Raw genomic sequence first — 24743 nt, 5'->3', positions numbered from 1 at the left:
CTTGCGGACGACGATCTTCTTCATCGTGTCATCTCCCCTAGGTCTTCAGCTACAAAGACCTAATTATTCGCGAGATATCATCATCCGCAAGCTTTGATTCCGAGATTGTAGGTTTTTCAGCCGATATTAGTGGAACGAGCGGCATGCGGTGCGGGGTGTGAGATCAGCTCCTTCTCACCGTAAAGAACGACAAGTCCACCCCGCTCCTCCCGGCGGACTTCACGCCACCCCGCCTTGCGATACAACTCCATGGCCGCCCCCTGCCGCAGGGTGGTGTCCCCGCGGAGCAGGGCGTAGCCCAGCCGTCTCGCCGACTCCTCCAGCGCGTCGAGCACGAGCTTGCCGTACCCGCGCCGCTGATGGTCGGGATGGACCCTCAGGCGGCACATCTCGGCCGTCTCGTCGTCGATGCGCCGCAGCCCGCCCATGGCCACGAGCTCCGGGCCGTCCACCTCGCCGACGAGGAACTCGCCGCCGTCGGCCAGGTAGACCTCGTTGATGCGCGGGATGTCGTCCTCGTAGTAGACGCCGTCGCCGTCGACGATGCCGACCTGGGCGAGACACGTGCGGTGGAGGGCCCAGACGGCGTCCATATCCGACCAGCGATACCGCCTGAGCAGCAGTGTCATACATCCGCCTCCGAGGGTGTCATCGTGGCCGCGGGCGGCGGCGCGGTGAGCAGGTCTTTGAGGGGACCGAGGCCGGGAAGGTCGCCGCATCTGTCCTCGATGGCCTTCACCAGGTCGTGGGCACGGCGCAGGATGATGTCGGTGCGGAAGCCCTCGCCGACGCGGGTCACCGCGTCCACGCCGAGCCTCAGCGCCTCGTCGCCGTCGCCCTCCAGCAACCGGCAGTGCGCCCGGTCGAAGCGGATGAGGGTCTGGTCGAGCAGATCACCCTCGTACTTCTCCAGGGCCTGTTCCAGGATCAGGTCGGCCTCGATGGTCTGCCCCAGCCTGGCCAGCGCGTCGCCCTGGTGGAAGTAGAGCTGGCGCTCGGTGTAGCCGAACACCGTGTCCTCCTGCTGGGCCGGGGCCATCTGCGCGAACGCGGCCCGCGCCCGGGACAGCGCCCGCTTCGCCTGGTCGACGACGTCCTTCTTGCCCCCGGAGTTGGCGAGCATGGACAGCGCTCGGGCCTCCACCACCGGGGCCATGGCCTTCGCCGCGCAGGGGGTCTGGCCGGCGAGGTCGCGGCTCTTCTTGGCCAGGGTGAGCGCCTCGCGGGGGTCGCCGTAGAAGAGCGGCACCAGGGACTCGCGGGCCGTGACCCAGGCGCGCAGGGCGCGATCGCCCGTCTCGTCGGCGGCGGTGCGCGAGGTGCGGAAGAAGGACCGGGCGAGCCGCTGGTCGCCGAGGTCGATCATGATGATGCCGGCCAGGCCGGACAGCCGCGCCGCCAGGGCGCAGAGCCGTTCCTGGAGATCGATGGGCTGATGGTTCTCCATCGCCTGGCGGACCGTGCTGAACTCCAGAAGCACGTCGCACAGTTGGCGCATCGGAGGCGTGTTCATGTACTGGCGGCCGAAGGCGGCCGCGGCCTCTTCCCAGTGGTCGAGCATGGCCGGGGAGACCGTGGTCGACACGAGCGTTTCGTCCATGCGCCGCCGAAAGTGCTCGGCGGCTCCCATGACGGGCGGGGTCAGCGGCACCGCGGCACCACCCGCGATCACCGCCAGCAGGGTCCTACGTAGCACGTTCTCGTCCTCCTCACCCCCGTCCACTGACGTGACGTCGAGCGGTTTGATCCACAGCTCGCGTGAGTCGGGGGAAGTGTCGGGTTTGGTCTCCTGGATGCCGCCCCGGACGACGCCCGGAATGCGGTGACCGTGGCCACAGATGCACGGGCCGTCATAACCGAGGGCGGCCGGTTCGACTCGGTAGACGGAACACAAGTAGTGGAGGTACTCCGGCCCAGGCCTCTTCAACCCGCTCTCGTAAGCGCTCACAAGCGTTTCACCGATGCCGGGAGCCGGTTTGCCGTCGCGTTCGAACAGCGCACGCACCTGCTCGACGACGTCGGCGAGGGCGATGCCATGAGCCAGACGGTGAGATTTAATGCGTGATGTCCCAAAATGAGGGCCACACGCCTCGTAAATCTCCTCGGCGATTCGAGCCATACCGCGCCCTACCGCCAAGCCGCGCGCCCGGGTTCGCCGCGCTAACTCCGTTTCCTTGTGCTGTCTGCCGGACATACCGGCCCCTCCCTGTGACCAGATTCGCGTCTGGTCACCGTCCCGACCGGTCCTTCACTAGGCTGACGTGACTTCACTCCCGGGTATGCCGCGTCCTGACAAAATGATGGACCAGCTATGGGCGGGAGTGAATGGACCGTAGAAGCTGCTGGCTTAGAATCGTCCCCCGCTGGGGACGTTCTTTCAACCTACTTCAGATATCACCTCACCCCGGAAGCCACGATCCTTCGTTGACCGGTCAGGGCAAGTTGAGTCAGATTTGGCCGAGCATCCAGATACGTCGCCTCAAGCGGCGAACGGAAAAGATCAGGAAGGCACGAAGTGGAGGACGGCTTCCGACACCTTGAACGACTGGTCGACGAACTCGACGCCCGCGGGCTGCACGCCCGGCTGGTGCACACACAGTCCGGGCGGGCGTTCGTCCGGGTGATCAACCCGAACGCGACGAGCCTCGCGGAGAACGTCACGTGCCGCCCCCAGGCGGTCCCCGCGTACTACTGGTGGTCCTGGGGTGAGCGCATGCACCAGGTCGACGACCCGGCCGGAGCGGCCACCAAGGTCGCCCGAGTGCTGGCCGCGGTGGGCGAGTAGGAGGCGCGCCGGAGGCGGTACAGCGCAGTCGCCGCGTCCACGCGTCACCTGATCCCCACCACGGCCTACGGGCCGGCGGAGCGCTCGGTGCGGAGCGCCTGGGCCGTTGCGAAGCGGTCGCCCGGGCGCTGAGCGCGCCGCCGGCCCCGGAACAACCATGAACGGCCACCGGCGTCCGGGGTCTCGTCCCCGGCATCGGTGGCGGCCGGGGAAACCCCGGCCGGAAGCGGTGCGGGACTCACTTCCGGGTGTGTGTCCCGCGCCGGGCCGCCCGTCACCGGGGTGCCCCGAGCCCGCCCTCCGCGGCCCCGGGCGAAGGGCACTCCCGTCTTCCCCGGCGTGATGTGACGGCGGCCGGGCCGGTCGGCGGACGCGATGAGGTCAAGTACCGTTTGCTTCAGGTCAAGTACCGAGACCGTTCCGCCGGCCGACCCGATCCGACCGAAAGGGGAACCGACCGCGTGTTGGCGCCCGCCCCGGACCCATCCATCACGCACGATCTGTCGCAGGCGGCGAACGCGCTGTTCGCGACATGCACCACCGGTGCTGGAAACGACGACGTGCTTTGTGCCACGCTGCTGAACGTGCTTCCCGCGACCTGGGCCTCACCGGTCGCCTGGTTGATCAGCCTCGTGCTCATCGTGATCGGCGCGCTCATCATCCGCGCCCTTCTGCAGCGCCTCATCGAGCGCGTGATCCGCCGCGCAGCCGACGGCGTGATGCCCGAACGCCTGCGCGTCAGGGCCGCCTCGGGCAACGAAGGCACCCTGGCCGTGCTGACCGAGAGACGACGGCAGCGAGCCGAGACCCTGGGGTCGGTGCTCAGCAGCCTCATCTCCATCGTCGTCCTCGGCACCGCCGCACTGATGATCATCGGCCGCTTCGGCCTCGACCTGGCGCCGGTCCTGACCAGCGTCGGCATCCTCGGCGTCGCCATCGGCTTCGGCGCCCAGGAGCTCGTCAAGGACTTCATCGCGGGCATGTTCATGCTCCTGGAGGACCAGTACGGCGTGGGCGACCTGATCGACACCGGCGCGGCCGTCGGCACCGTCGAGGCCGTGACGCTGCGCATCACCCGCCTGCGCGACGCCGACGGCCGCGTGTGGTACGTGCGCAACGGCACGATCACCCGGATCGGCAACGAGTCGCAGGGCTGGGCCCGGGCCCTGGTGGACGTGCCGGTGGCCTACGAGGCCGACATCGTCGGCATGCGCGAGCTTCTCAAGAAGGTCGCCGAGGACTTCTGGGCCGATCCCGCCTTCCGCGAGACCGCCATCGTCGAGGAGCCCGAGGTCTACGGCCTGGAGCAGATCTCCGACAAGGCCATGATCTTCCGGCTGACGGTCAAGACCGTCCCTTCGCAGCGGGCCGAGGTGGCGCGGGAGCTGCGCATGCGGGTCAAGTGGGCGCTCGACCAGGCGGGCATTCCGCTCGCCGGGGTCTGAGTAGGCTGAGACCTGTGTCCGCTACTCCTCCGGAATCCGAGTCCTTCTACGACGCCGTAGGCGGCACCGAGGCGTTCGAGCGCCTCGTCCACCGCTTCTACCAGGGCGTCGCCGACGATCCCGTGCTGCGCCCGCTGTACCCCGAGGAAGACCTCACCGGGGCCGAGGAGCGGCTGCGGCTGTTCCTCATCCAGTACTGGGGCGGCCCCACCACCTACGGCCAGACTCGCGGCCACCCCCGGCTGCGCATGCGGCACGCCCCCTTCGTGATCGGCGAGCGCGAGCGGGACGCCTGGCTGCACCACATGCGCGAGGCCGTCGACTCCCTGGAGCTGCCGGAGGAGCTGCGCGCCCGGCTGTGGACCTACCTGCAGTACGCGGCCCAGAGCCTGTTGAACGCATAAGTCTCCCGGAGGCGGGGCAGCCAAGGACGTGTGAAGAATTCCCCTTGGTGGCGTGACGCCGTCGTTTACGAGATCTACGTTCGCAGCTTCGCCGACGCCTCGGGAGACGGCGTCGGCGACCTGGAGGGCATCCGCGCCCGCCTGCCCTATCTGGCGGAGCTGGGTGTGGACGCGGTCTGGCTCACCCCCTTCCAGCCCTCGCCGATGGCCGACGGCGGGTACGACGTGGCCGACTACCGGGGCGTCGATCCCCTGTTCGGCACGCTGGACGACTTCGACGCCCTGGTGGCCGAGGCCCACGCGCACGGCCTGCGGCTGATCGTCGACGTCGTGCCCAACCACAGCTCCTCGGAGCACCCGTGGTTCAAGGCCGCCCTGGCCTCCCCGCCGGGCAGCCCGGAGCGCGACCGCTACATGTTCCGCGACGGCGACCGGCCGCCGAACAACTGGACGTCGACGTTCAGCGGCCCGGCGTGGAGCCGCGTCCCCGACGGGCAGTGGTACCTGCACCTGTTCGCGCCGGAGCAGCCCGACTTCAACTGGCGCAACCCCGCCGTGCACGAGGAGTTCCTCGACGTGCTGCGGTTCTGGCTCGACCGCGGCGTCGACGGGTTCCGCATCGACGTCGCGATGGGCCTGTACAAGGACGCCGACCTGTCGGACGTGCCTCCCTCGGAGGAGGGGTTCCAGTCGCGCTCCCCCATCTGGAGCCAGCCGGAGGTGCACGAGGTCTACCGCGCGTGGCGCAAGGTTTTGGACTCCTACCCCGGCGACCGGGCGGCCGTCGGAGAGGTGTGGACCGACTCCCCCGAGGACCTCGCCCTGTACGTGCGCCCCGACGAACTGCACCAGAGCTTCAACTTCGCCTGGCTGGAGGCGCCGTGGTCGGCGACCTCCTTCCGGAAGATCATCGACGACACGCTCGCGGCCGTGACCGCGCCCACGTGGGTGCTGTCCAACCACGACGTGGTGCGGCACGTCACGCGGTACGGCGAGGGCTCGCTGAACCCCGGGGCCGGGAACGCGCGCGCAAACGCCGCCCTGCTCGCGATGCTCGCCCTGCCCGGGTCGGCGTACCTCTACCAGGGGGAGGAGCTGGGCCTTCCGGAGGTCAGGGAACTCCCCCCGGAGGCGCGCCAGGACCCCATCTTCAAGCGCTCCAAGGGCGAGCTGCCCGGCCGGGACGGATGCCGGGTGCCGCTGCCGTGGTCGGGCACCGAAGCGCCGTTCGGGTTCTCCCCCGACGGCGGCCGCCCGTGGCTGCCGCAGCCGCCCGAGTGGGCCGCCCTCACCGCCGAACGGCAGGCCGGCGACCCGGAGTCGACGCTGGCGTTCTACCGGCGCGCGCTGGCGCTGCGAAGGTCGCTGCGGGACTCCCTGCCGGACGCCATCGCCTGGCTGGACGCGCCCGCCGACACGCTGGCGTTCTCGCGCGGCGAACTGGTGTGCGCGATCAACTGCGGCGACCGGCCGGTGCCGCTGCCGCCGCACGACGGCGTGCTGATCTCCAGCGGGCCGGTGGACGAGACCACGCTCGCCCCGGACACCGCCGTCTGGCTCCGCTCGGCGTAGAGCCCGAGGCAGCCGTGAGGCTGAGCACGGCGGGCGCCGTGCTCAGCCCCGGGAGGCGGTGCTCAGTCGCGGGTGAGCTTGCGGTAGGTCACGCTGTGGGGGCGTGCCGCGTCGGGACCCAGCCGTTCGATCTTGTTCTTCTCGTAGTCGGCGAAGTTGCCCTCGAACCAGAACCAGTTGGAGCTGCCCTCCCACGCGAGGATGTGCGTCGCCGTGCGGTCGAGGAACCACCGGTCGTGCGACGTGATCACCGCGCACCCGGGGAACTCGAGCAGCGCGTTCTCCAGGCTGGACAGGGTCTCGGTGTCGAGGTCGTTGGTGGGCTCGTCGAGCAGCAGCACGTTGCCGCCCTGCTTGAGGGTGAGCGCGAGGTTCAGCCGGTTGCGCTCGCCGCCCGACAGGATGCCCGCGGGCTTCTGCTGGTCGGGGCCCTTGAAGCCGAAGGCCGCGATGTAGGCGCGGGACGGCATCTCGACGTGACCCACCTTGATGTGGTCGAGGCCGTCGGACACGACTTCCCACACGTTCTTCTTGGGGTCGATGTTGCCGCGGCCCTGGTCGACGTAGGAGATCTTGACGGTGTCGCCGATCACGATGCCGCCGGCGTCGGGCGTCTCCTGGCTCATGATCATGCGGAACAGCGTGGTCTTGCCCACGCCGTTGGGACCGATGATGCCGACGATGCCGTTGCGCGGCAGGTCGAAGGTGAGCCCCTCCATGAGCAGCCGGTCGTCGAACCCCTTGGTCAGCTCGTCGGCCTTGATCACCGTGGTGCCCAGGCGCGGGCCCGGCGGGATCTGGATCTCCTCGAAGTCGAGCTTGCGGTACTTGTCGGCCTCGGCGGCCATCTCCTCGTAGCGCTGGAGACGGGCCCGGCTCTTGGTCTGGCGCGCCTTGGCGTTGGAGCGCACCCACTGCAGCTCGTCCTCCAGGCGCTTCTTGCGCTTGGCGTCCTTCTGGCCCTCGACCTTCAGGCGGGCCGCCTTCTGCTCCAGGTAGGTGGAGTAGTTGCCCTCGTAGGGGAAGCAGCGGCCGCGGTCGAGCTCGAGGATCCAGGTGGCGACGTTGTCGAGGAAGTACCGGTCGTGCGTGACGGCCAGGACGGTGCCGGGGTACTTCTCGAGGTGCTGCTCCAGCCACTGGACGCTCTCGGCGTCGAGGTGGTTGGTGGGCTCGTCGAGCAGCAGGAGGTCGGGCGCCTCGAGCAGCAGCTTGCACAGCGCGACGCGGCGGCGCTCTCCGCCGGACAGGGTGGTGACGTCGGACTCCGGCGGGGGGCAGCGGAGGGCGTCCATCGCCTGTTCGAGCTGGCTGTCGATGTCCCACCCGTTGCGGTGGTCGAGCGCCTCCTGCAGCTTGCCCATCTCGTCGAGCAGCGCGTCGCTGTAGTCGGTGGCCATGAGCTCGGCGATCTCTTCGAAGCGCGCGCGCATGGCGAGGGTCTCGGCGACGCCCTCCTGGACGTTGCCGAGCACGGTCTTGGACTCGTTCAGCGGCGGCTCCTGCTGGAGCATGCCGACGCTGAAGCCGGGCATGAGCCGCGCGTCGCCGTTGGAGGGCTGCTCCAGGCCGGCCATCATCTTCAGAAGGGTGGACTTGCCGGTTCCGTTGGGGCCCAGCACACCGATTTTGGCTCCGGGCAGGAAATGCAGGGTGACGTCGTCAAGGATGACCTTGTCACCGTGCGCCTTGCGCACACGCTGCATCGTGTAGATGTACTCGGGCATGCTCTTAAGACTAGGGGATCCCGCCTTCGGAGTTGTCCGCCCTGGCACGAGGCGGGGGTACCGGGGCCACCGGCATGCAGATGCGGTCGCGGCCGAGCTCCTTGGCCCGGTAGAGCGCGAGGTCGGCGGCGGCGAGCAGTTCGATCAGGTCGTCGCCGTGGACGCTCATGATGGCGACGCCCGCCGAGACCGTCACGGTGATCAGCGCCTCGTCGACGGGGATGGCCATCCTGCCGACGCGCGACCGCAGGCGCTCGGCCACCCTGCGGGCCTCGGTGACGTCGGCGCGCGGCAGGAGCACCACGAACTCCTCGCCGCCGAACCTGCCGACGATGTCGTAGTCGCGGAGCTGGCTGCGCAGAGCGGTGGCCACGCCCGCGAGCACCTGGTCGCCGACGAGGTGGCCGTGGGTGTCGTTCACCCGTTTGAAGTGGTCGATATCGACGATCAGCAGGGCCAGGGTGTCGCCCGTGCGGCGGGCGCGGAGGATCTCGGTGTCGGCCTCGCGCTGCCAGGCGCTGGCGTTGAGCAGCCCGGTCTTGGCGTCGGTGCGCGCGGCGGCCGTGAGCTGGGCGTGCAGGAGGCTGCGTTGCAGCAGGACCACGGGCGGCAGGGTGAGCACGAGCAGGGCGGGGCTCAGGCAGCACACGAGCGCGACGAGCACGCCGAGGCACAGCTCGACGACGTCGAGCGTGACCCGCTCGCGGTCCCACAGGACCTCGCGCCAGCCGTTCTCGGGGTCGGCCAGGTGCAGGGCCACGGCGATCAGCGCCGTGTTGAGCACGGTGAACAGCACCGCGCAGCCCACGGACAGGAACAGCGTGCCCGTGCTCAGCGAGCGGTCGAGCGGTTCGTGCGTCACCGCGTGGAACACCGCCGACGCGGCTCCGGCCGCCAGGCCGATCGCCGCCGCGCTGAAGAGCCTGCGGTGCAGGACGGTGGCGCGGACCCGCAGCTGCAGCAGGAACTGCAGGGGCAGCGGCGCCAGCAGCGCGTACACCGGGGGGAGCAGCAGCGCGGCCGGCAGCCACCACGCGGACAGCAGGTCGCGCGAGACGCCGGCGGGCATGCCGAGGCGGCGGGTGGCCTCGATGCACACGGTGCCGCAGGCGATCAGGGCCACGAAGGTCAGCAGCTCGGACCAGACGAACGGGGTCGACGCCCCGAGGTGCACGAGCGCGCCGATCGCGAGGCCCACGGTGCCGCACAGGTAGACGACCAGGGCGGCAGGCTGGGAGAGCAACGGCCAGCGGTCGGCCAGCGACGGCATCTGACTGCGCTCCTTGATGGGAATCTCCCTGGACGTTGTCATTACGCCCCCAACGTCACATCCGTCCGGATTGGTGTGGCACTTCCGACTCTACGTCTCACGATGTGTAACACGATAGTCGCAGAGTGTGCGCCACAGCACGAGAACCGATACGTTGTGCACTGCGGCCGTGTCCGTGCGTCACCGATGCCCGCCCTCAGCGGCCGGCGGCGCCCAGGGTCGCCCCCCGGCGCGACCGTCCACCCTTGCCGACAAGGAGCACTTCGGTGCGAGGCATCATCTGGATCTGAAGGCACCGCCGAATGACACCACCCCGCCCCCGACAATGGCCGACGACACGCCCAGCCGGAAGCACCCGCCAGACGACGCCGTTCCACAACAGGTGTGCCACGGTGCGTGACGGGGGGCACGGCGACGGGGGTCCCACGGGCGGCAGATGACACCGGGCGTCCCGGCGGCACCGGGGCGCCCGGCCGGCGGGCCGTTGCGCCGGAGGCGTCAGCGGCGGGCGGCGGTGAGCGCGGCGAAGAACTCGTTGTAGCGGCGCAGCTCCTGCTCGACCGGCTGGACCACCTGCTCCTTGGCGATCGCGGCGATTCGACGGCGCATGTCGCGTTCCAGCCGCTCACGCTCCCGGTTCGCGCCGAGCACCACGAAGTTGCGGCTGGCGATCGCCGAAAGCAGCCCGACCCCCAGCACGCTCACCGTCATCAGCCCCAGCCACGGCAGCGCCGAGACGTCGCCCAGCAGGTCGGCCGGCTCCTGCCCCACGCCCATGACGCCGTAGACCACGATCGCGACCGCCCACGCGAGCCCGGCGACGAACAGCGCGACCAGCAGGTACTGCCAGATCTTCAGCGCGCGCCACCACCCGGGCACCCGGTCGAGCGGCGGCGCGACCTCCCCGACGTCCTCGGAGATGACCTGCGGCAGGCGCGCCAGGTTGGAGCGCGCGGCGTCGCGCACGCCGTCCCGCCACGCCTCGGGCATGCCGGGGGTCAGGCCGTCGGCGAGCGCCTGCACGGCGTTCTCGACCTCGGCGGGCTGCGCGCTCACCGACGCGGCCGTCACCGCCTTGATCTCGTCGCGCAGGCCGCCCAGCCGCAGGCTGTTCAGCGGGTCGGGCCGCAGCCGGGCGGCCCACCTGGCGAACGGCCAGCCCACCCACGCGATGGAGCGGGCCCCGTAGACGTTCTCCATGGCCTCGCCGACCGCCGGCACGCCCACCGCGTCGCACAGGGCGTCGGTCAGGCCCTCCTGCCTGGCGAGGTCGACCGACTGCTGCACGCTCATGGCCTCGGGCGCGGGCATGACCTTGGTGAGCCGGCCCATGACGCGGTCGAGATCGGCCTGGAGCCGGTGCACCGCCGCGCGCCGGTTGACCACCGACTCGGCCAGCACGCTCTTGAGGCTGTTCACGCCCCTGCCGGTGGTCGCCGAGGTGGGGACGATGCGCGGTTGCTGCACGCCTTCCCGCTTGAGCAGGTCGGACAGGTCGACCACGCACTCGGCCAGTTCCTCCGGCGCGAGCCGGTCGGCCTGGTTGAGCGCGAACACTGTGACGGCCTCGTGCCCGGCCAGCTCGGCGACGTAGCGCGTGTGGGTGGCGGCGTCGGCGTACTTCTGCGGGTCGAGCACCCAGACGATCACGTCGGCGATCTCGATCAGGCGGTCGGCCTCGTGGTCGGTGATCGCCCGGATGGAGTCGTGGTCGGGCAGGTCGAGCAGGATGAGGCCGTGGAGCTGGCTCTCGCCCCGGTCGAGGGCGCTGGCGCGGGCGAACCTGTGCCGCCACTGCACCTGCAGCCAGTCGAGCAGCGGCCCGGCGCCGTCCAGGCCCCACACGCAGGCGTGGGTGCGGGCGGTCGTCGGCCGGCGGACACCGGTCGGCGACAGTTCCAGCCCCGAGATGCGGTTGAACAGCGAGGACTTGCCGCTGCCGGTGCCGCCCGCCAGGGCGACCACCGTGTGGTCGCCGGAGAGCTTGAGGCGGTCGCCGGCCCGCATGAGCAGCCGGCTCGCGTCGGTGATCAGCGCGGGGTCGACCCGTCCGGGGCCGAGCTCCACGACGCGGGCGAGGGCGGTGAGCCGGACACCCAGATCGCTTCGTGTGTCCACCGCTCCGGCACGCGCGCCGCTGACAGTCATCGGGAGACCTCTAGGTTGTACGTCGCCTGGTAGAGCCGCTTGGACGCGGCCTCGTCGGGAATGCCGGCCTCGTCGAGCACCTGCACGTATCTCAGCGTCTCCTCGTCGAAGAGCACGCTGACGCGGGCCCGCAGGTCGGTGCGGGCACGAGTGCCGATGGCGCGCAGCGACTCGGCGCCGAGAACTCCCCGCAACAGGCGCTCGGGAAGCGTCCCGGTGCCCGAGGAGGCCGCGATGTCGGAGTTGCCGTAGCCCAGCAGCCCGACCATGAAGACCAGCGCCAGCGCCTCCTCGTCGAACGCGACGACCTTGGCGACCGAGCGCTTGGCCACGCCGCCGGAGCGGATGAGCGCCACGACGTGCTCCTGCCAGGCGGCGACGGTGCGGGCGGCACGGCGAGGCAGCTCCTCGGAGGAGCGGCCCAGGCCGGGAGCGGCGGCCAGGCCGTCGCCCACGCCCGCGCGCTGCCGCCACCGCGCGACGGCCTCCTCCGCCGCGCGCTGACCCGCGGAGATGATCACCGATTCGAGACCGGCGCGCAGCGCGGCCTTGAACGCGCGCAACCGGGCGGGCGCCTGCTGGCCGGTCTTGGACGCCGCGCGGCCGGGGCGGCGCAGGTGCAGGGTGCGCATCATGTCGCCGGAGCCGGCGAAGTCCTGCCAGCGGGCGAGCACCTCGCCGCGCAGGATGGAGCCGTCGCTGGTGGCCCGGTCGATCTCGGCCAGCGCCCCCATGTAGGCGGCGTCGACGTCGGTGCGCAGCTCGGCGCGGAACGCGACCTGCGCCTCCAGATGCCTGGCGAGCGCGGGCAGGCGGCTGCGGAAGCTGTTGAGCACGCCGTCGAGCGTCGCCTGGATGGCCTGCGCGCGGCGCTGGTCGTCCACCGACAGCTCGGTCAGCCACATGCGCAGCTCGGCGACGTCCTCGTCGGGCAGACGGCCGCCGGTGACCTTGGACTCGTTGACGACGAACCGCTCGACCTCGCCGAGGCCGTACTCCTGGAGCATGCGGGCGAAGTGCTTCTCGACCACCTCGCGCGAGCGTACCGGGACGCGCGACAGGACGATGGCCAGGCGCGCGCCGCGCTCCTTCGCCAGGCGTAACAGGTTCCAGGCGGGCGCGTCGGCGTAGCGGGTCGCGGTGGTGACGAAGACCCACAGGTCGGCGGCGTCGAGCATGCGGTGCGCGATCTCGTGGTGGCTCTCGACCACCGAGTCGATGTCGGGGGTGTCCAGCAGCGCCAGGCCCGGGGGGAGCCGCTCGCTGGCGGCCAGCACCAGCGTGTCCAGCGAGCTGTCGGGGCCCGGCCTGGCGACGCGCACCATGCCGCCCAGCACGTCGCTCTTGGCGAACCACTCGCGGTCGTCGGGGTGGCAGGCCAGGACGGGCGTTCCCGTGGTGGGACGGCGCACGCCCGTGGCGCTGACCTTGGCGGCGGCGAGGGTGTTGACCAGCGTGGACTTGCCCGCGCCGGTGGAGCCGGCGATGACGACGAGCGCCGGGGCGGTGCTCATGTGCACGCGGGGGATGACGTAGTCGTCGAGCTGGGCGAGGATCTCGACCTGCGCCTTGCGCGCCTCCTCGACGCCGGGCACGTCAAGGCCCAGCCTGAGGCCGGTGACGCTGTGCTTCAGCCCGGTGAGGGCGGCGGTCAGGGCGCGTGAGACGGGCTTGGGCAACGGCACTTCCCGCACCGGCTCGGCCGGCCGCACCGGCCGCACCGCGCGGAACAGGCTGCCCTCGCCCTCCCCGGCCGGGGAGGCCCCGTCGCCGTCCCCCGCCGGCCCGGCCTCACCGGGCCCGGCCTCGGGAGCCGTGGGGCCATCCGCGGAGCCGTCGTTCGTGGAGCCGTCGCCCGTTGCCGGGTCCGCCGCGCCATCTTCGTCCCTGGCCTGGCCCGCCGTGGTCTGATCGTCCGTGGTCTGATCGTCCGTGGTCTGCTCGTCCGTGGCCTGGGGGTCCGTGGCCTGGTCGTCCGTGGTCTGGTCGTCCGTGGCCTGGTCGTCCGTGGTCCCGTCGTCCGTGGCCTGCTCGTCCATGGCCTGGTCGGTCGTCAGCTCGTTGGTCGACGGCTGGTGGACCTTCGGCTCGAACAGCGAGGCCGGCTCCGGGGCCGTGACCGTGCTCACCGGGCCCGCGGCGGCGTCCTCCGGCCCCGTGAGGGCGGCTCGCGGGCCGTGGACCTCGGGTTCCGGAGACGGGTCCTCCGGGCCGGTCGCCGAGGCTTCCGAGCGCGCCGTTGCCGACTCGGGGGGCGCGATCGGGGCTTCCGGGGCGGTGACCTCGGCTCCGGGTGACGCGGCCTCCGGCCCCGGGGACACGACCGCCGGATCCGGGGACGGGACCTGGGCCTCCGGGTCGGTGACGACGGCGTCCTTCGCGCGGGCAGGGGTCTCGGGGCTGTCCGCCTCAGGCTCGGCGGTGGTCATGACGGGAGCCGCCAACGGGCCGGATCCCGTCGCCGCGTTCGCGTCCTGCTCGGCGGACGTCTCCTCGCCCGGCTTCACGCCATCTTCGGCGGACGCCTCGGCGCCCGGCGTCGCGCCGTCCTCGGCGGAACCCGGATCGGCGTCGCCGGACGGGACGGCCGAGAACGTCGCCGTCTGCTCCTCGGGAGCCTCGGGAGCGTTCCGGCCCTCAGAGTCCTTGACCTCGATCACCTTGTCATCCGGCTGACCTGCGTGCTCGTCCGCGCGACCCGCCTTGCTCGCCGTCGACTTCACGGAACCCGCTCCGCTCGTACCATCTCGATCTCCTGGCCGACCCTGACGACGTCACCGACGACCACGATCGCCGGGGGCCGCGTCCCAGCGGCGGTCACGCGCTCCGCAACCGTGGAGAGGTTGGCGTACAAAGCTCGCTGGGTCGGAAGAGTACCGTCCTGTACCACCATCACGGGGGTTTCCGGCGAACGTCCGTATCGTTGCAGTGCGTCAGCGATCATGGCTATACGTTCGACAGCCATCAGAAGTACCAGGGTTCCCGGTGATCTCGCCAGTCCCGCCCAGTCAACAGTTGATTTCGGATCGTCCGGCGGGACGTGAACGGAGATCACGTGGAACTCCTGGCTCACCCCGCGGTGGGTGACGGGGACGCCCGCGGCGGCGGGCACGGCGATCGCGCTGGTGACACCGGGCACCACGGTGACGGGGATGCCGGCGTGGGCGCAGGCGAGCATCTCCTCGCCGCCCCGGCCGAACACGAACGAGTCGCCGCCTTTCAGGCGGACCACGAACTTCCCCTGCCGCGCGTGCTCGATGAGCAGCTCGTTGATCTTCTCCTGGGCGAGGAAGCGGCCGTAAGGGATCTTGGCGGCGTCGATCAGCTCGACGTCGGGCGCGAGCTCGTCGAGCAGGGCACGCGGCGCCAGGCGGTCGGCGATGACGACGTCGGCCTGGGAAAGGAGCTGGCGCCCGCGCACGGTGATGAGCCCGGCGTCGCCGGGGCCGCCGCCGACCAGGGCGACGCCGACCGGCTTGGTGCGGTTGCGCCGGGCGTCGACGGTGCCGTCGCGCAGGGCGTTGACCACGGCGTCCCTGATGCCGGCCGCGCGGCGCGGGTCTCCGCCGGCGGTCACGGCCACGCTGACCTCGTCGACGCGGCCGCTGGCCGGAGTCCACGCGGCCGAGGCGTCGCGGTCGTCGGCGCGCACGCACCAGATGCGCTTGGCGTCCGCCTCGGCGGCCACGGCGGCGTTGACCGCGCGCTGGCTGGTGCAGGCCTGGACCAGCCAGGCGCCGTCGCAGTCTCCCACCTGGTAGGGCCGCCGCTCCCAGGTGAACTGGCCGTCGGCGATGAGGTCGTCGAGGGCGGGCGTCACGCTCGGGGAGACGAGGACGACCGAGGCTCCCGCCTCAAGGAGAGCGGGCACCCTGCGCTGCGCCACGCGCCCGCCGCCGACGACGAGCACACGCCGGCCCTTGAGACGGAGGCCGAGCAAGTAGGGCGACGACATGGACGGTGTTCCCTTTCCGGGAATTCGACATGACCGGTGGTCCGTGGGGTAAACCTACCGGTCCCTCGCCGCGCGGGACACAGCTCACCCATCCTCCCGCCATCACCCCAGCTCGCCATGGGGACGGCACCCTTCCCCCCTCGGCCCGGCCTGGCCACCGCACGGCCGCTTTCGGTGGTTCGTCCTCGGTTCAGGCGCCGTCCGGCTCGTCCGCGCGGCCGTCCAGCAGGGGGCGGCGCGGGTCCCAGGGCTCGCCGCCCGCGGCGTCCCGCCTGCGGCGCGCGAGGGCGGACAGCGCCTCCAGGATCACCCGGTTGCCGAGGAAGGCGGTGATGTCGGCGTGGTCGTAGGGCGGGGCCACCTCGACGACCTCCATGCCGACGACCGGCAGCTCGTAGCAGATGCGCCGCACCGAGTCGAGCAGCTCGCGGGCCGACAGCCCGCCGGGCTCGGGGGTGCCGGTGCCGGGGGCGTGGCCGGGGTCGCACACGTCGATGTCCACCGACAGGAAGACGCCGTCGCACCCGTCGGTGGCGATCGTGAACGCCTCGGTGAGGCAGTCGCCGAGCCCGCGCTCCACGATCTCGGTCATCTCGTACGAGCGCATGTTCTGCCGGGCCATCCAGCGCAGGGTGTCCGGGCCCGGCCAGTAGCCGCGCAGCCCGATCTGCAGGAACCGGTCCCCCCTGATGGCGCCGGACTCGATGAGCCGCCGCATCGGCTGGCCGTGCCCGTACAGGTGGCCGAACTCGATGTCCCCGGTGTCCGCGTGGGCGTCGAAGTGGATCATGGATGTTCGGCCGAACCCGTGGTGACGGGCGACGCCCCGGGCGTCCGGCAGCGCGATGGTGTGGTCGCCGCCGAGGACCAGCGGCATCGCCCCGGAGGCGGAGATCGTGTGAACGGCCTCCTCGATGGCGGCGATCGAGGTCTCGATGTCGCCGGAGTAGCACTCGACGTCCCCGGCATCCAGGACCCTCAGGTCGCGCAGCGGATCGACCCGCAGGGCCAGGCTCGGCCGCGAACCGTCGTGCGGCAGGTAACAGGCCTGCCGCAGGGCCATCGGCCCGAAACGCGCCCCGGGACGGTTGCTGGTGCCGCCGTCGAACGGCGCGCCGAGGATGACGACGTCCGCCCCCGCGAAGCTCTCAGGCGCGGCCAGATCGCACCGCTCGACGCCGAGAAACGTGATGTCGGGCCCGAACATGGGGCCGTAACGGCTCATGCCCCCATCATGCTCGCCCCCACCGGTCCCCATGAATCCACACAACCCCACCAAAGTCAGCGCCGTACCGGCAACAGGCCGAGACCCGTACTGGCTGGGATGAGACCTGAGCGGGAGCCACCGACGACGGCATCAACGACGGCGACCCCTGACCGCCGACCTCATTCCGCCCACCACGGCGCCGACGAGACGAGCACCGGCACGGCGAACCCGGCGCCGCCTACGGCGCCCCACCCGCCACTCGCCACCGGTTGTGACGAACCGGCCGCCGCCCCTGAAATGGCGCCTTCGGCGCAGCCTCCCCAAGGGCGACCATCACCCGACCATCACCCACCGTCGTGCTTGAGCGGCGGATCCTCGGTTGGGTCGGCGGGCTGAGCACCGTACGGCGGCGCCGATTTCGCCATACCAGTACTCGCCGTCACGGCGCCTTGGTTGGTTGCCGTGCCAGTGACGAGCCGACGGCAACGCGCGGGTGGGGTGGGCCGACGGCAACGCGCGGGTGGGGTGGGCCGGTGGGGTGAGCCGGTGGGGTGAGCCGGTGGGGGGCTTCACGCAATGACGGGTGGAGGGCCGTACGACGGTTGCGAGCTGCCGTATCAGCTAGACACCGTTCGGCTCCCCTCACGCACCGCCGGGCGGACTTGCATGATCTCGGTGATGAGTCGCCTGCCGCGTCCGAGGGTGGTGCCGGCGCGATGGGGGTGCTCGCGCGATGGGGGGTGCTGGCGCGATTGGGGGTGCTGGCGCGATTGGGGGTGCTGGCGCGATTGGGGGTGCTGGCGCGATTGGGGGTGCTGGCGCCGTGGGGGGTGCTGGCGCGATCGGGGGTGGTGGCGCGATTGGGGGTGGTGTCGCGATTGGGGGTGGTGTCGCGATTGGGGGTGGCGTCGCGGTGAGAGCCACCTTTGAAAGGCTGCGCCGAAGGCGCCGTTTCGGTGGACGGCCGCCGTTGGCCGCACCGGCCAAGGGGGGGAAGCGTCTCAGGTCGCCTGGCCGTCCTTGCCGGTAACGCCGGCGGAGTCGAAGGTGGCGACCTCGTGCAGGACTCGTACGGCCGCGCCGACCAGGGGGTACGCCAGCAGGGCGCCGCTGCCCTCGCCGAGCCGCAGCTCCAGGTCGACCAGGGGGCGGAGGCCCAGGTGGCGCAGGGCCACCGTGTGGCCGGGCTCGGCCGAGCGGTGGCCGGCCACGCAGTAGTCGACGACGGCCGGCGCCAGGGCGACGGCGGCGAGCGCGGCCGACCCGGCGATCACACCGTCGAGGATGACCGGGACGCGGGCCTCGGCGGCGCCCAGGATGAACCCGGCGATGGCCGCGTGCTCCAGGCCGCCGACGGCCGCGAGCACGGTCAGCGGATCGGCCGCCCCGTTCCGCGTCGCGTCCCCGGCGCCCGGCGCCGCGTCCGGCGACCGGCCGTCACCCAAGCTTCGCGCCGCGTCCCCGACGCCCGGTACGGCGTCCGGCGACCGGCCGGCGCCCCAGCTTCGCGCCGTGCCGCCGGGGGCCGGTGCGGACTCGGGCGATCGGCCCGCGCCCCACACGGGGGGCGGGGGGATGGAGCGGGTGCGGCTGAGGCCGTTGGCCTCCAGCGCGCGGCGGACGACGTCGATCTTGTGTTCCAGGGTCGCGGCGTCGATGCCGGTGCCGCGGCCGGTGGCTCCGGCGGCGTCGGTGCCGGTGAAGGCGCAGACGAGCGCGGCGGAGGCCGTGGTGTTGGCGATGCCCATGTCACCGGTGATCAGGCAGGCGGCGCCCGCCTCCACCAGCTCGCGCGCCACGGCGATGCCCACCTCCAGCGCCGCGACCGCCTGGGCGACGGTCATGGCGGGCCCGGCGGACAGGTCGGCCGTGCCGTGGGCGACCTTGCGGATGACCAGGCCGGGCGCCGGGGACAGGTCGGCGGCCACGCCGACGTCGACCACGGTGACCGACGCGCCGACCTGGTTGGCGAACGCGTTGGCCACGGCACCGCCCGTGACCATGTTCGCCACCATCTGGGCGGTCACCTCCTGCGGCCAGGGGCTGACCCCCCGCGCGTGCACGCCGTGGTCGGCCGCGAAGACGGCGAGCGCGGCGGGCGAGGGCAGCGGCGGCGGGCTGACGCCGGCGATGCCGGCGAGCCGGGTGGCGACGTCCTCCATCGCCCCGAGGGAGCCGCGCGGCTTGGTGAGGCGGTCGTTGTGGGCGCGGGCCTGGGCCATCGCCTCGTGGTCGACCGGCACGATGGCCGCGATCGTCTGGTTCAGCGTGGGGGTGCCCATGTCACACCAGCCCCTCGGCCATGGCTGCCTCCTCGCGCGACAGCCGGCGCACCGCCGGCTCCCCGGGGCGCCTGCCCTTGCCGCTTGCGGCGCCGTCGCGTACCGGCGGGTCGAGGGCCTGACCTCCGGGAAGCGTGAGGACCGGAGCCTCGGCGGCGTCCCACGCGTCGACCGCTCGCAGCGGTTCCTTCCCGGCCTGCGGGAGAGCGCCGCCGTCGGGCACGCCTTCCCCGGCCGCAGCCTCGGCGGCGTCCCACGGAGCGGCCACTCGAAGGAGCACGCTCTCCTCCAGCGGGAGAGCGTCGCCGTCGGGTACGCCCTCTCGCGCCGAGACGTCGGCAACGCCCCGTGGACCGGCCGCTCGCAGGAGCACGCTCTCCTCCAGCGGGAGAGCGTCGCCGTCGGGCACGCCCTCTCGCGCCGAGACGTCGGCAACGCCCCGTGGACCGGCCGCTCGCAGGAGCACGCTCTCGTCCAGGGGGAGGGGGTCGTCGTCGGGGGTGCCTTCCTGCGTCGCCTCGGCGGTGTCCCACGAGGCGGCCGGTCGCGGTGTCTGCCTCTCGGCCGGGAGGCGGCGGTCGCGGTGCGGGGTGCCCTGCCGGGGCGGGGCCTTGAGGGCGGCCCAGGGGGTGGACGGGGCGAGGAGCTCCTCCTCGGGGTCGGACGGCAGGCGGGGCTCGTCGTCGTCCGGAAGCAGGCGGGGGTCGTCGGGGACGTGGTCGGGCATGGGTGGCTCGGCGGCGGCGAGGATCTCCTCGTAGCGCTCGATGATGAGGTCGGCCAGGCCCTCGCAGTCGCCGATGACCTCGGCGCAGCGCACGTCCAGGGTGGTGTGCCCGGCGGCGTAGGCGAGGGCCTCGGCCCAGATGCGCTCCAGCACGCCGCCGGCGAACAGCAGGTAGGGAAGGACGACGACGCGCCTGGCGCCCAGGCGGCGGCAACGCTCGATGCCCTGGGCGACGCTGGGCGGGGCGTCTGCGACGTAGGCGGTCTCGACGGTCAGCAACTCGGGGGCGTGCCGCTCCCAGAACAGGCGCGACACGCGGTGCACCTCGGCGTTGGCGGCGGCGTCGGCGGAGCCGTGGCCGACCAGCACCACGGCGGTCTCGGCCGGCGTCACCGGCTCCCACGGCGCCTCGCCGGACTCGTCGGCGTGGGTGACGGCGGCCAGGCGCGGCATCTCGGCGAGCGCGTCGGCCAGGCGTTCGGCCATGAGCGCCAGCACGCGGGGCGCGGCGCCGAGACAGGGGCCGCTGTCGCAGGTCAAGCTCGGGTGGGTGGCCCGCGCGCTCATGACGGCGGCCGGCACCTCGTCGCTCTCGAACAGGGTGAGCGGGATGGTCACGAGGCGGTGATGGCCACGGGTGACCAGCGACGCGACGGAGTCGCTCAGCGACGGGCGTCCTCTGGCCACGAACCCACCGGACACATCAGCCACAACCTGGTCGAGCCGGCACCGCAGGCGGTGGACGAAACGGCCGAACTCAGCGGCTCCTGTGTCGTCGTGGGCGCCGTGCCCTATGAGTACGAGCGGCGGCTTCATGTGGATCTCCGATACGTTGACCTGCAGTTACGTTGGTCGAGCCGCGAGGATATCCGAATCTGTCAACCCATGGACATGGCTTTGCCCTCCCTTGGAGAAAGACGACACGGTTCATTCACCGTCAACTCGCCCACCCCGTCCACCGGTTCCCCGAAACCGGTGCGGCTCAGAGAACCTCGTCCTTGAGGGCTCAGAGAACCTCGTCCTTGAGGAGGCTGAACAGCACCGCGTCCGAGATGCCGCCGGACACCGGCAGCGCCCGCCGCAGCACCCCCTCCTCCACGAAGCCCGCCTTGCGCGCGACACCCTGGCTGGCCAGGTTGCCGACGGCCGCGAGCAGGGTGACGCGGTGGAAGCCGCGCATCATCAGGTACGTGCTGACCGCCCGCGTCGCCTCGCACGCGTAGCCGCGGCGGCGGGCCCACGGGGAGATCCAGTAGCCGACCTCGGCGTCGCCGCGCTCCCAGTCGGCGCGCTGGACGCCGACCGACCCGACGAGCCGTCCGCCCGCGCGGGGTTCGATGGCGAACTGCACGCCGTTCAGCGCGTCGGTGTGCGCGTACCGGGTGCACCAGTCGTACGCGCGCTGGAGGTCGTACCCCTCGGCCCAGGGCATCCAGCGGTTGATCTCCGGGTCGCGGTCGACGGCGGCGAAGACGTCGCCGGCGTCCGTGCCGGTGAAGGGGCGCATGACGAGGTGTTCGCTCTGCATGCGGACGCCGGTGCCGAACCCCCTGCCGTTCACCGTGGGCGGCCCCATGGACAGGTCTTGGGACAGCAGCCCGAAGATGACCAGGTCGCGCGGGCCGTCGTCCTCGTAGCCGCCGCCGCGCAGCACGCCCTCGCGGGTGAAGCCGCACTTCTCGGCGACCCGGAGCGACGCCGGGTTGTCGAGGTTGGCGCGCAGCTCGACGCGGCGCAGGCCGCCGTGGGTGAGCGCCCACTCGGTGAGCCCGGCGACGGCCTCGGGGGCGTAGCCCCTGCCCCGGTGCGCCGGGTGGACGCCGTACCCGATCTCGGTGGTGCCCGAGCCCCAGACGGTGCGGAACAGGCTCACGGCACCGACGATCATCCCGTCGGCGACCATGGCGAGGTGGATGCCCTGGCCCGAGCGCCACAGCTCGTGGACGCCGTAGGTGAGCCACTGGGACACACCGGCCAGGTGGCCGGGCGCTCCGGGCGGGAGGAACGCCGCCCGGGACTCGACGATCGCGCGCACCCGGTCGGTGTCACCCGGCTCGAAAGGCCGCAGGACCAGGCGCTTCGTGTTGATCGTCAAGTGCTGCTCGAAAGCCGACAACTTCTTCCCCCTCGTGCGGACATATCAGCTCACCGCACTTGGAGGGTGGTCCGCAACTTGACCGGCCCTTGGCGGACAGGCGACCCGCGCCTTGCCGCCAAGGGCCGTGCCACTCAGGGCTCGTGCCTCACTTCTGACAGCTCACGACGCCATGCCGAACGCCTCGCGCAGGCGCACCTTGGCCCCCGTGCGCATCACCGCGCGGCGGTAGACACGCCCGCCGATGAACAGCACGACGGCGGCCGCCGCGAGCATCGCCCCGGCGGCGAGCGCGGACTCCCACAGCGGGACCTCGGTCACCGCCGACCGCACCGGCATCACCATCGCCGAGAACGGCGGGACGATCGACAGCACGTGGGTCAGCGTGCCGTCCGGCTCCTGGGCTGCGACGAAACCGACCAGGTAGCTCGCCATGAGCAGCATCGTGGCCGGGGTGAGCACCCCGCTAAGCTCCTCCTGGCGGGACACCAGCGAAGCGATGGCGGCGAACATGGCCGCGTAGAAGGCGTAGCCGAGCAGGAACCACCCCACCGCGCCCGCCACGACGCCGTACGTGCCGTCGGGCAGCCGGGGCACCGCACCGGTGAGCTGGGCCGCGGCGAGCCCCGCCCCGGCGATGACCAGGAGCTGCGACAGGCCCAGCACGCCGAGGCCGAGCGTCTTGCCCGCCAGGAGCTGCCACGGCCGCACGGCGGTCAGCAGGATCTCGACGATGCGGCTGCCCTTCTCCTCGACCACGCCCATGGCCACCCAGGTGCAGATCTGGATCAGCAGCATGAACAGGATGACGACGATGGTGATCGCGATCACGCGGCGGATCGTGGCGTCCTCGCCGCTGCCGTGGAGCGTGACCTCGGTCAGAGGGCGTACCTGCTGTGCCTGCCCGACCCGCGCGGGGTCGAGGCCGGCGGCACGGAGGTTCTCCTCGACGGCGACGGCGCGGTGGACGGTGTCGAGGATGGCCGACAGCCCCGTGCCGACGACGCTCTTGGAGACCACCGTGGCGTTGTCGACGACGGCCGCGTCGACCTCGTCGCTCGCCACGGCGGCGCGGGCCGCCGCCTCGTCGGCGTACGGCTTGACCTGGATGGTGAGGTCGGCGTCCGCGGTGTCCTGCGCCGTCAGCGCCGCGCGCAGCCGGTCGGCCTGGGCGCCCGCCACCCCGATCGTGTGCTCGGAGCCGGAGCCCATGAGGGCGGGCAGCGACGCCAGCAGGGCCACCAGCACGGCGGTGACCAGCAGGCCGTAGCGGTATCCCTTCGTGCGCCCCCGGACGGAGATCTCGCGGCGGGCGACCAGCAGGACGGCGTTCACGCGACCACCTCACGGAAGATCTCGGCCAGCGAAGGCTCCTGCCAGGCGAAGTGCTGGACGCGGCCGGCCTCCACGGCCACGTGCAGGGCCTGCTGGTCGTCGGCCGGGGCGAGGACCACGTCGTCGACGCGCTCCCCCGCGCGGTCGCCGGCCGGCGCCTCGGCCTTGGTGAGGATCGTGCCGGACAGCCGGTCGGTCCAGCCGGGCTCGGCGCCCGCGACGACGATGCGCAGCAGTTTGCGCGACTCCCGTGCGCGCAACTCGGCGACGGTGCCGGTCGCCACCATGCGGCCCGCCTTGATGATGCCGACCGAGTCGCACAGCCGCTCGACCAGGTCGAGCTGGTGGCTGGAGAACACGACGGGCACCCCGGCCGCCCGGCGCTCGGCCAGCACGTCGGCGAGAGCGTCCACGGCGATCGGGTCGAGACCGGAGAACGGCTCGTCGAGCACCAGCGCCTCGGGCTGGTGGATCAAAGCCACGGCGAGCTGGACGCGCTGCTGGTTGCCCAGCGATAGGCCGTCGACGTGGTCGTCGCGGCGCGGGCCGAGCCCGAGCCGCTCGATGAGGGTGTCGGCCGACCGGCGCGCCGTGGCGGCGTCCACGCCGGCGATGCGGCCGAAGTACTCGACCTGCTCGCGGACCCGCATCTTGGCGTAGAGGCCGCGCTCCTCGGGCATGTAGCCGAACCGGCGGCGGGTCTCGAAGCCGGCGGGCTCGCCCTTCCAGCGCACCTCGCCGCCGTCGGCCGCGAGCACGCCCATGACGATGCGCATCGTGGTCGTCTTGCCCGCGCCGTTGGCGCCGACGAAGCCGAACATCTCGCCCGGGCCGACGGACAGGCTGACGCCGTCGAGCGCCACGGTGTCGCCGTAGCGTTTTTCAAGCCGGTCGACCTCAAGCATGGGGGGATCCCTTCATGATCTTCTCCAGTACCGCGACGTATTCGGTGAAGGCCCTGCGGCCCTCGGGGGTGAGCGACAGCCAGGTGCCGGGCTTCTTGCTGACGAAGGCCTTGTCGACCTTGACGTAGCCCGCCTCCTCCAGCGTCACCATGTGCTTGGACAGCAGGGAGTCGCTGACCTCGATGGTGTCGCGCAGGAAGCGGAACTCGACCTTCTCGGCGGCGGCCAGCGCCGCCACGATCGAGAGCCGCACCGGCGTGTGGATGAGCGGGTCGAGGTCGTGGCGCGGGTGGGCTCCGTTGGCCGTCACCGGGCCGCCTTCCACGGGCGCACCCGCCACGCGCCGTAGAGCATCGGCAGGGCCGCCACGACGGCGGCGACCAGGCCGACGGCCACCCACCAGCCGGACGGATCGTCGGGCATGACGGCGCCGACGACCATCGCGGTCAGCATGGTGACGATCCAGGCGCCGGTGAGGACGTTCGTCAGGCGCGTGTGGTCGGGGCCGTAGACGCCCTGCCGGTAGCTGTAGACGACGGTGAGGACGGTCATCGCCACCCAGCCGATCGCCGCGATCGTGGGGTAGGGGCGCGGGGCGAGGTACATCGCCGTCCAGTAGGCCACGGCCGCCAGGCCCCAGGTGAGGTAGAGCCACCCGAGCCACCGCGTGGAGCGCCCGACGTGCCGGCGCATGCGGCCGATCTCCTGCAAGGCCTCTTCCGCGCTCAGTTCCCCACCGGTGTTCACGGGCTCGACCACCTTTCATGTTGTGGAAAATGTATCAAGCACTCAACTCCCATTCAAGTGCATGACCGTGATTCCATGACGAAGCGCCCGTGAGGGCGTGCGGGCACGCCGGAGGAGACGGCCGGCGTTCTCCGGGGCC

At 71.9% G+C, this 24743-nt stretch carries 19 protein-coding genes; 4 read left to right on the top strand and 15 right to left on the bottom strand.

All coding sequences use genetic code 11. From position 1 onward, the window contains the following. Positions 1 to 116 precede the first annotated feature (116 nt). On the bottom strand, positions 117 to 629 hold the full coding sequence (locus tag PYR91_RS30300) for a GNAT family N-acetyltransferase (RefSeq protein WP_279785340.1): 513 nt from the start codon (positions 627 to 629) through the stop codon (positions 117 to 119). Next, entirely contained in the window at positions 626 to 1696 is a 1071-nt protein-coding gene (locus PYR91_RS30295) for an XRE family transcriptional regulator (protein ID WP_279785338.1), read from the bottom strand. Before PYR91_RS30295 ends, PYR91_RS30300 begins: the two co-directional genes overlap by 4 nt. 819 nt (positions 1697 to 2515) lie before the next feature. On the opposite strand from PYR91_RS30295, the gene PYR91_RS30290 reads away from it, so the two are divergent. The 4 genes from PYR91_RS30290 (at position 2516) to PYR91_RS30275 (ending at position 6206) form a co-directional block, all read left to right on the top strand. Continuing rightward, positions 2516 to 2785: a hypothetical protein gene (locus PYR91_RS30290; protein WP_279785336.1), complete on the top strand. Its 270-nt coding sequence runs from the start codon at positions 2516 to 2518 to the stop codon at positions 2783 to 2785. Between the two features lie 461 nt (positions 2786 to 3246). Next, the gene (locus tag PYR91_RS30285; RefSeq protein ID WP_279785334.1) at positions 3247 to 4230 is read left to right on the top strand and encodes a mechanosensitive ion channel family protein; all 984 of its coding nucleotides are present in this window, start codon (positions 3247 to 3249) and stop codon (positions 4228 to 4230) included. A 14-nt stretch (positions 4231 to 4244) separates the two neighbouring features. Continuing rightward, positions 4245 to 4634, top strand: coding sequence for a globin (locus tag PYR91_RS30280; protein WP_279785333.1), 390 nt, complete (start codon positions 4245 to 4247; stop codon positions 4632 to 4634). A 30-nt stretch (positions 4635 to 4664) separates the two neighbouring features. Further along, a complete protein-coding gene (locus PYR91_RS30275; protein WP_279785331.1) occupies positions 4665 to 6206 on the top strand; it encodes a glycoside hydrolase family 13 protein in 1542 nt (513 codons plus the stop codon). A 62-nt stretch (positions 6207 to 6268) separates the two neighbouring features. Here the strand turns inward: PYR91_RS30275 and ettA are convergent, their stop codons facing one another. From ettA to PYR91_RS30210, 13 genes are all read right to left on the bottom strand, one after another. After that, positions 6269 to 7933 carry an energy-dependent translational throttle protein EttA gene (gene ettA, locus PYR91_RS30270; RefSeq protein ID WP_279785329.1) on the bottom strand — a complete coding sequence of 555 codons (1665 nt, stop codon included), beginning with the start codon at positions 7931 to 7933 and terminating at the stop codon, positions 6269 to 6271. 10 nt (positions 7934 to 7943) lie between these two features. After that, positions 7944 to 9203 carry a GGDEF domain-containing protein gene (locus tag PYR91_RS30265; protein ID WP_279785328.1) on the bottom strand — a complete coding sequence of 420 codons (1260 nt, stop codon included), beginning with the start codon at positions 9201 to 9203 and terminating at the stop codon, positions 7944 to 7946. 498 nt (positions 9204 to 9701) lie between these two features. Continuing rightward, a complete protein-coding gene (locus PYR91_RS30260; RefSeq protein ID WP_279785327.1) occupies positions 9702 to 11351 on the bottom strand; it encodes a GTP-binding protein in 1650 nt (549 codons plus the stop codon). Then, the gene (locus tag PYR91_RS30255) at positions 11348 to 14074 is read right to left on the bottom strand and encodes a GTPase (RefSeq protein WP_279785325.1); all 2727 of its coding nucleotides are present in this window, start codon (positions 14072 to 14074) and stop codon (positions 11348 to 11350) included. The genes PYR91_RS30260 and PYR91_RS30255 overlap by 4 nt, the downstream gene beginning before the upstream one ends. Further along, positions 14071 to 15306, bottom strand: coding sequence for a uroporphyrinogen-III C-methyltransferase (cobA, locus tag PYR91_RS30250; protein WP_279785323.1), 1236 nt, complete (start codon positions 15304 to 15306; stop codon positions 14071 to 14073). Before cobA ends, PYR91_RS30255 begins: the two co-directional genes overlap by 4 nt. Before the next feature lie 190 nt (positions 15307 to 15496). Then, positions 15497 to 16531, bottom strand: coding sequence for an agmatinase (speB, locus tag PYR91_RS30245; protein WP_279785321.1), 1035 nt, complete (start codon positions 16529 to 16531; stop codon positions 15497 to 15499). A gap of 983 nt (positions 16532 to 17514) precedes the next feature. Next, positions 17515 to 18795, bottom strand: a complete 1281-nt coding sequence (locus PYR91_RS30240) for a nicotinate-nucleotide--dimethylbenzimidazole phosphoribosyltransferase (RefSeq protein WP_279785319.1) — start codon at positions 18793 to 18795, stop codon at positions 17515 to 17517. Position 18796: 1 nt separating this feature from the next. Continuing rightward, positions 18797 to 20338, bottom strand: a complete 1542-nt coding sequence (locus PYR91_RS30235; protein WP_279785317.1) for a sirohydrochlorin chelatase — start codon at positions 20336 to 20338, stop codon at positions 18797 to 18799. Positions 20339 to 20528: 190 nt separating this feature from the next. Next, complete coding sequence (locus PYR91_RS30230) at positions 20529 to 21617, bottom strand: GNAT family N-acetyltransferase (protein ID WP_279785315.1); 1089 nt, start codon at positions 21615 to 21617, stop codon at positions 20529 to 20531. A gap of 162 nt (positions 21618 to 21779) precedes the next feature. Further along, positions 21780 to 22952 carry an ABC transporter permease gene (locus tag PYR91_RS30225; RefSeq protein WP_279785313.1) on the bottom strand — a complete coding sequence of 391 codons (1173 nt, stop codon included), beginning with the start codon at positions 22950 to 22952 and terminating at the stop codon, positions 21780 to 21782. Then, the gene (locus tag PYR91_RS30220) at positions 22949 to 23857 is read right to left on the bottom strand and encodes an ATP-binding cassette domain-containing protein (protein ID WP_279785310.1); all 909 of its coding nucleotides are present in this window, start codon (positions 23855 to 23857) and stop codon (positions 22949 to 22951) included. Before PYR91_RS30220 ends, PYR91_RS30225 begins: the two co-directional genes overlap by 4 nt. Beyond that, positions 23850 to 24167: a transcriptional regulator gene (locus tag PYR91_RS30215; protein WP_279785308.1), complete on the bottom strand. Its 318-nt coding sequence runs from the start codon at positions 24165 to 24167 to the stop codon at positions 23850 to 23852. Before PYR91_RS30215 ends, PYR91_RS30220 begins: the two co-directional genes overlap by 8 nt. Further along, the gene (locus tag PYR91_RS30210) at positions 24164 to 24604 is read right to left on the bottom strand and encodes a hypothetical protein (protein ID WP_279785306.1); all 441 of its coding nucleotides are present in this window, start codon (positions 24602 to 24604) and stop codon (positions 24164 to 24166) included. The genes PYR91_RS30215 and PYR91_RS30210 overlap by 4 nt, the downstream gene beginning before the upstream one ends. Positions 24605 to 24743: the final 139 nt, after the last annotated feature.

The sequence above is a fragment of the Sphaerisporangium sp. TRM90804 genome (assembly GCF_029846175.1).
In the GTDB taxonomy this organism is placed as follows: Bacteria; Actinomycetota; Actinomycetes; order Streptosporangiales; family Streptosporangiaceae; genus Sphaerisporangium.
This window is presented reverse-complemented; position numbering and strand designations above follow the sequence as displayed.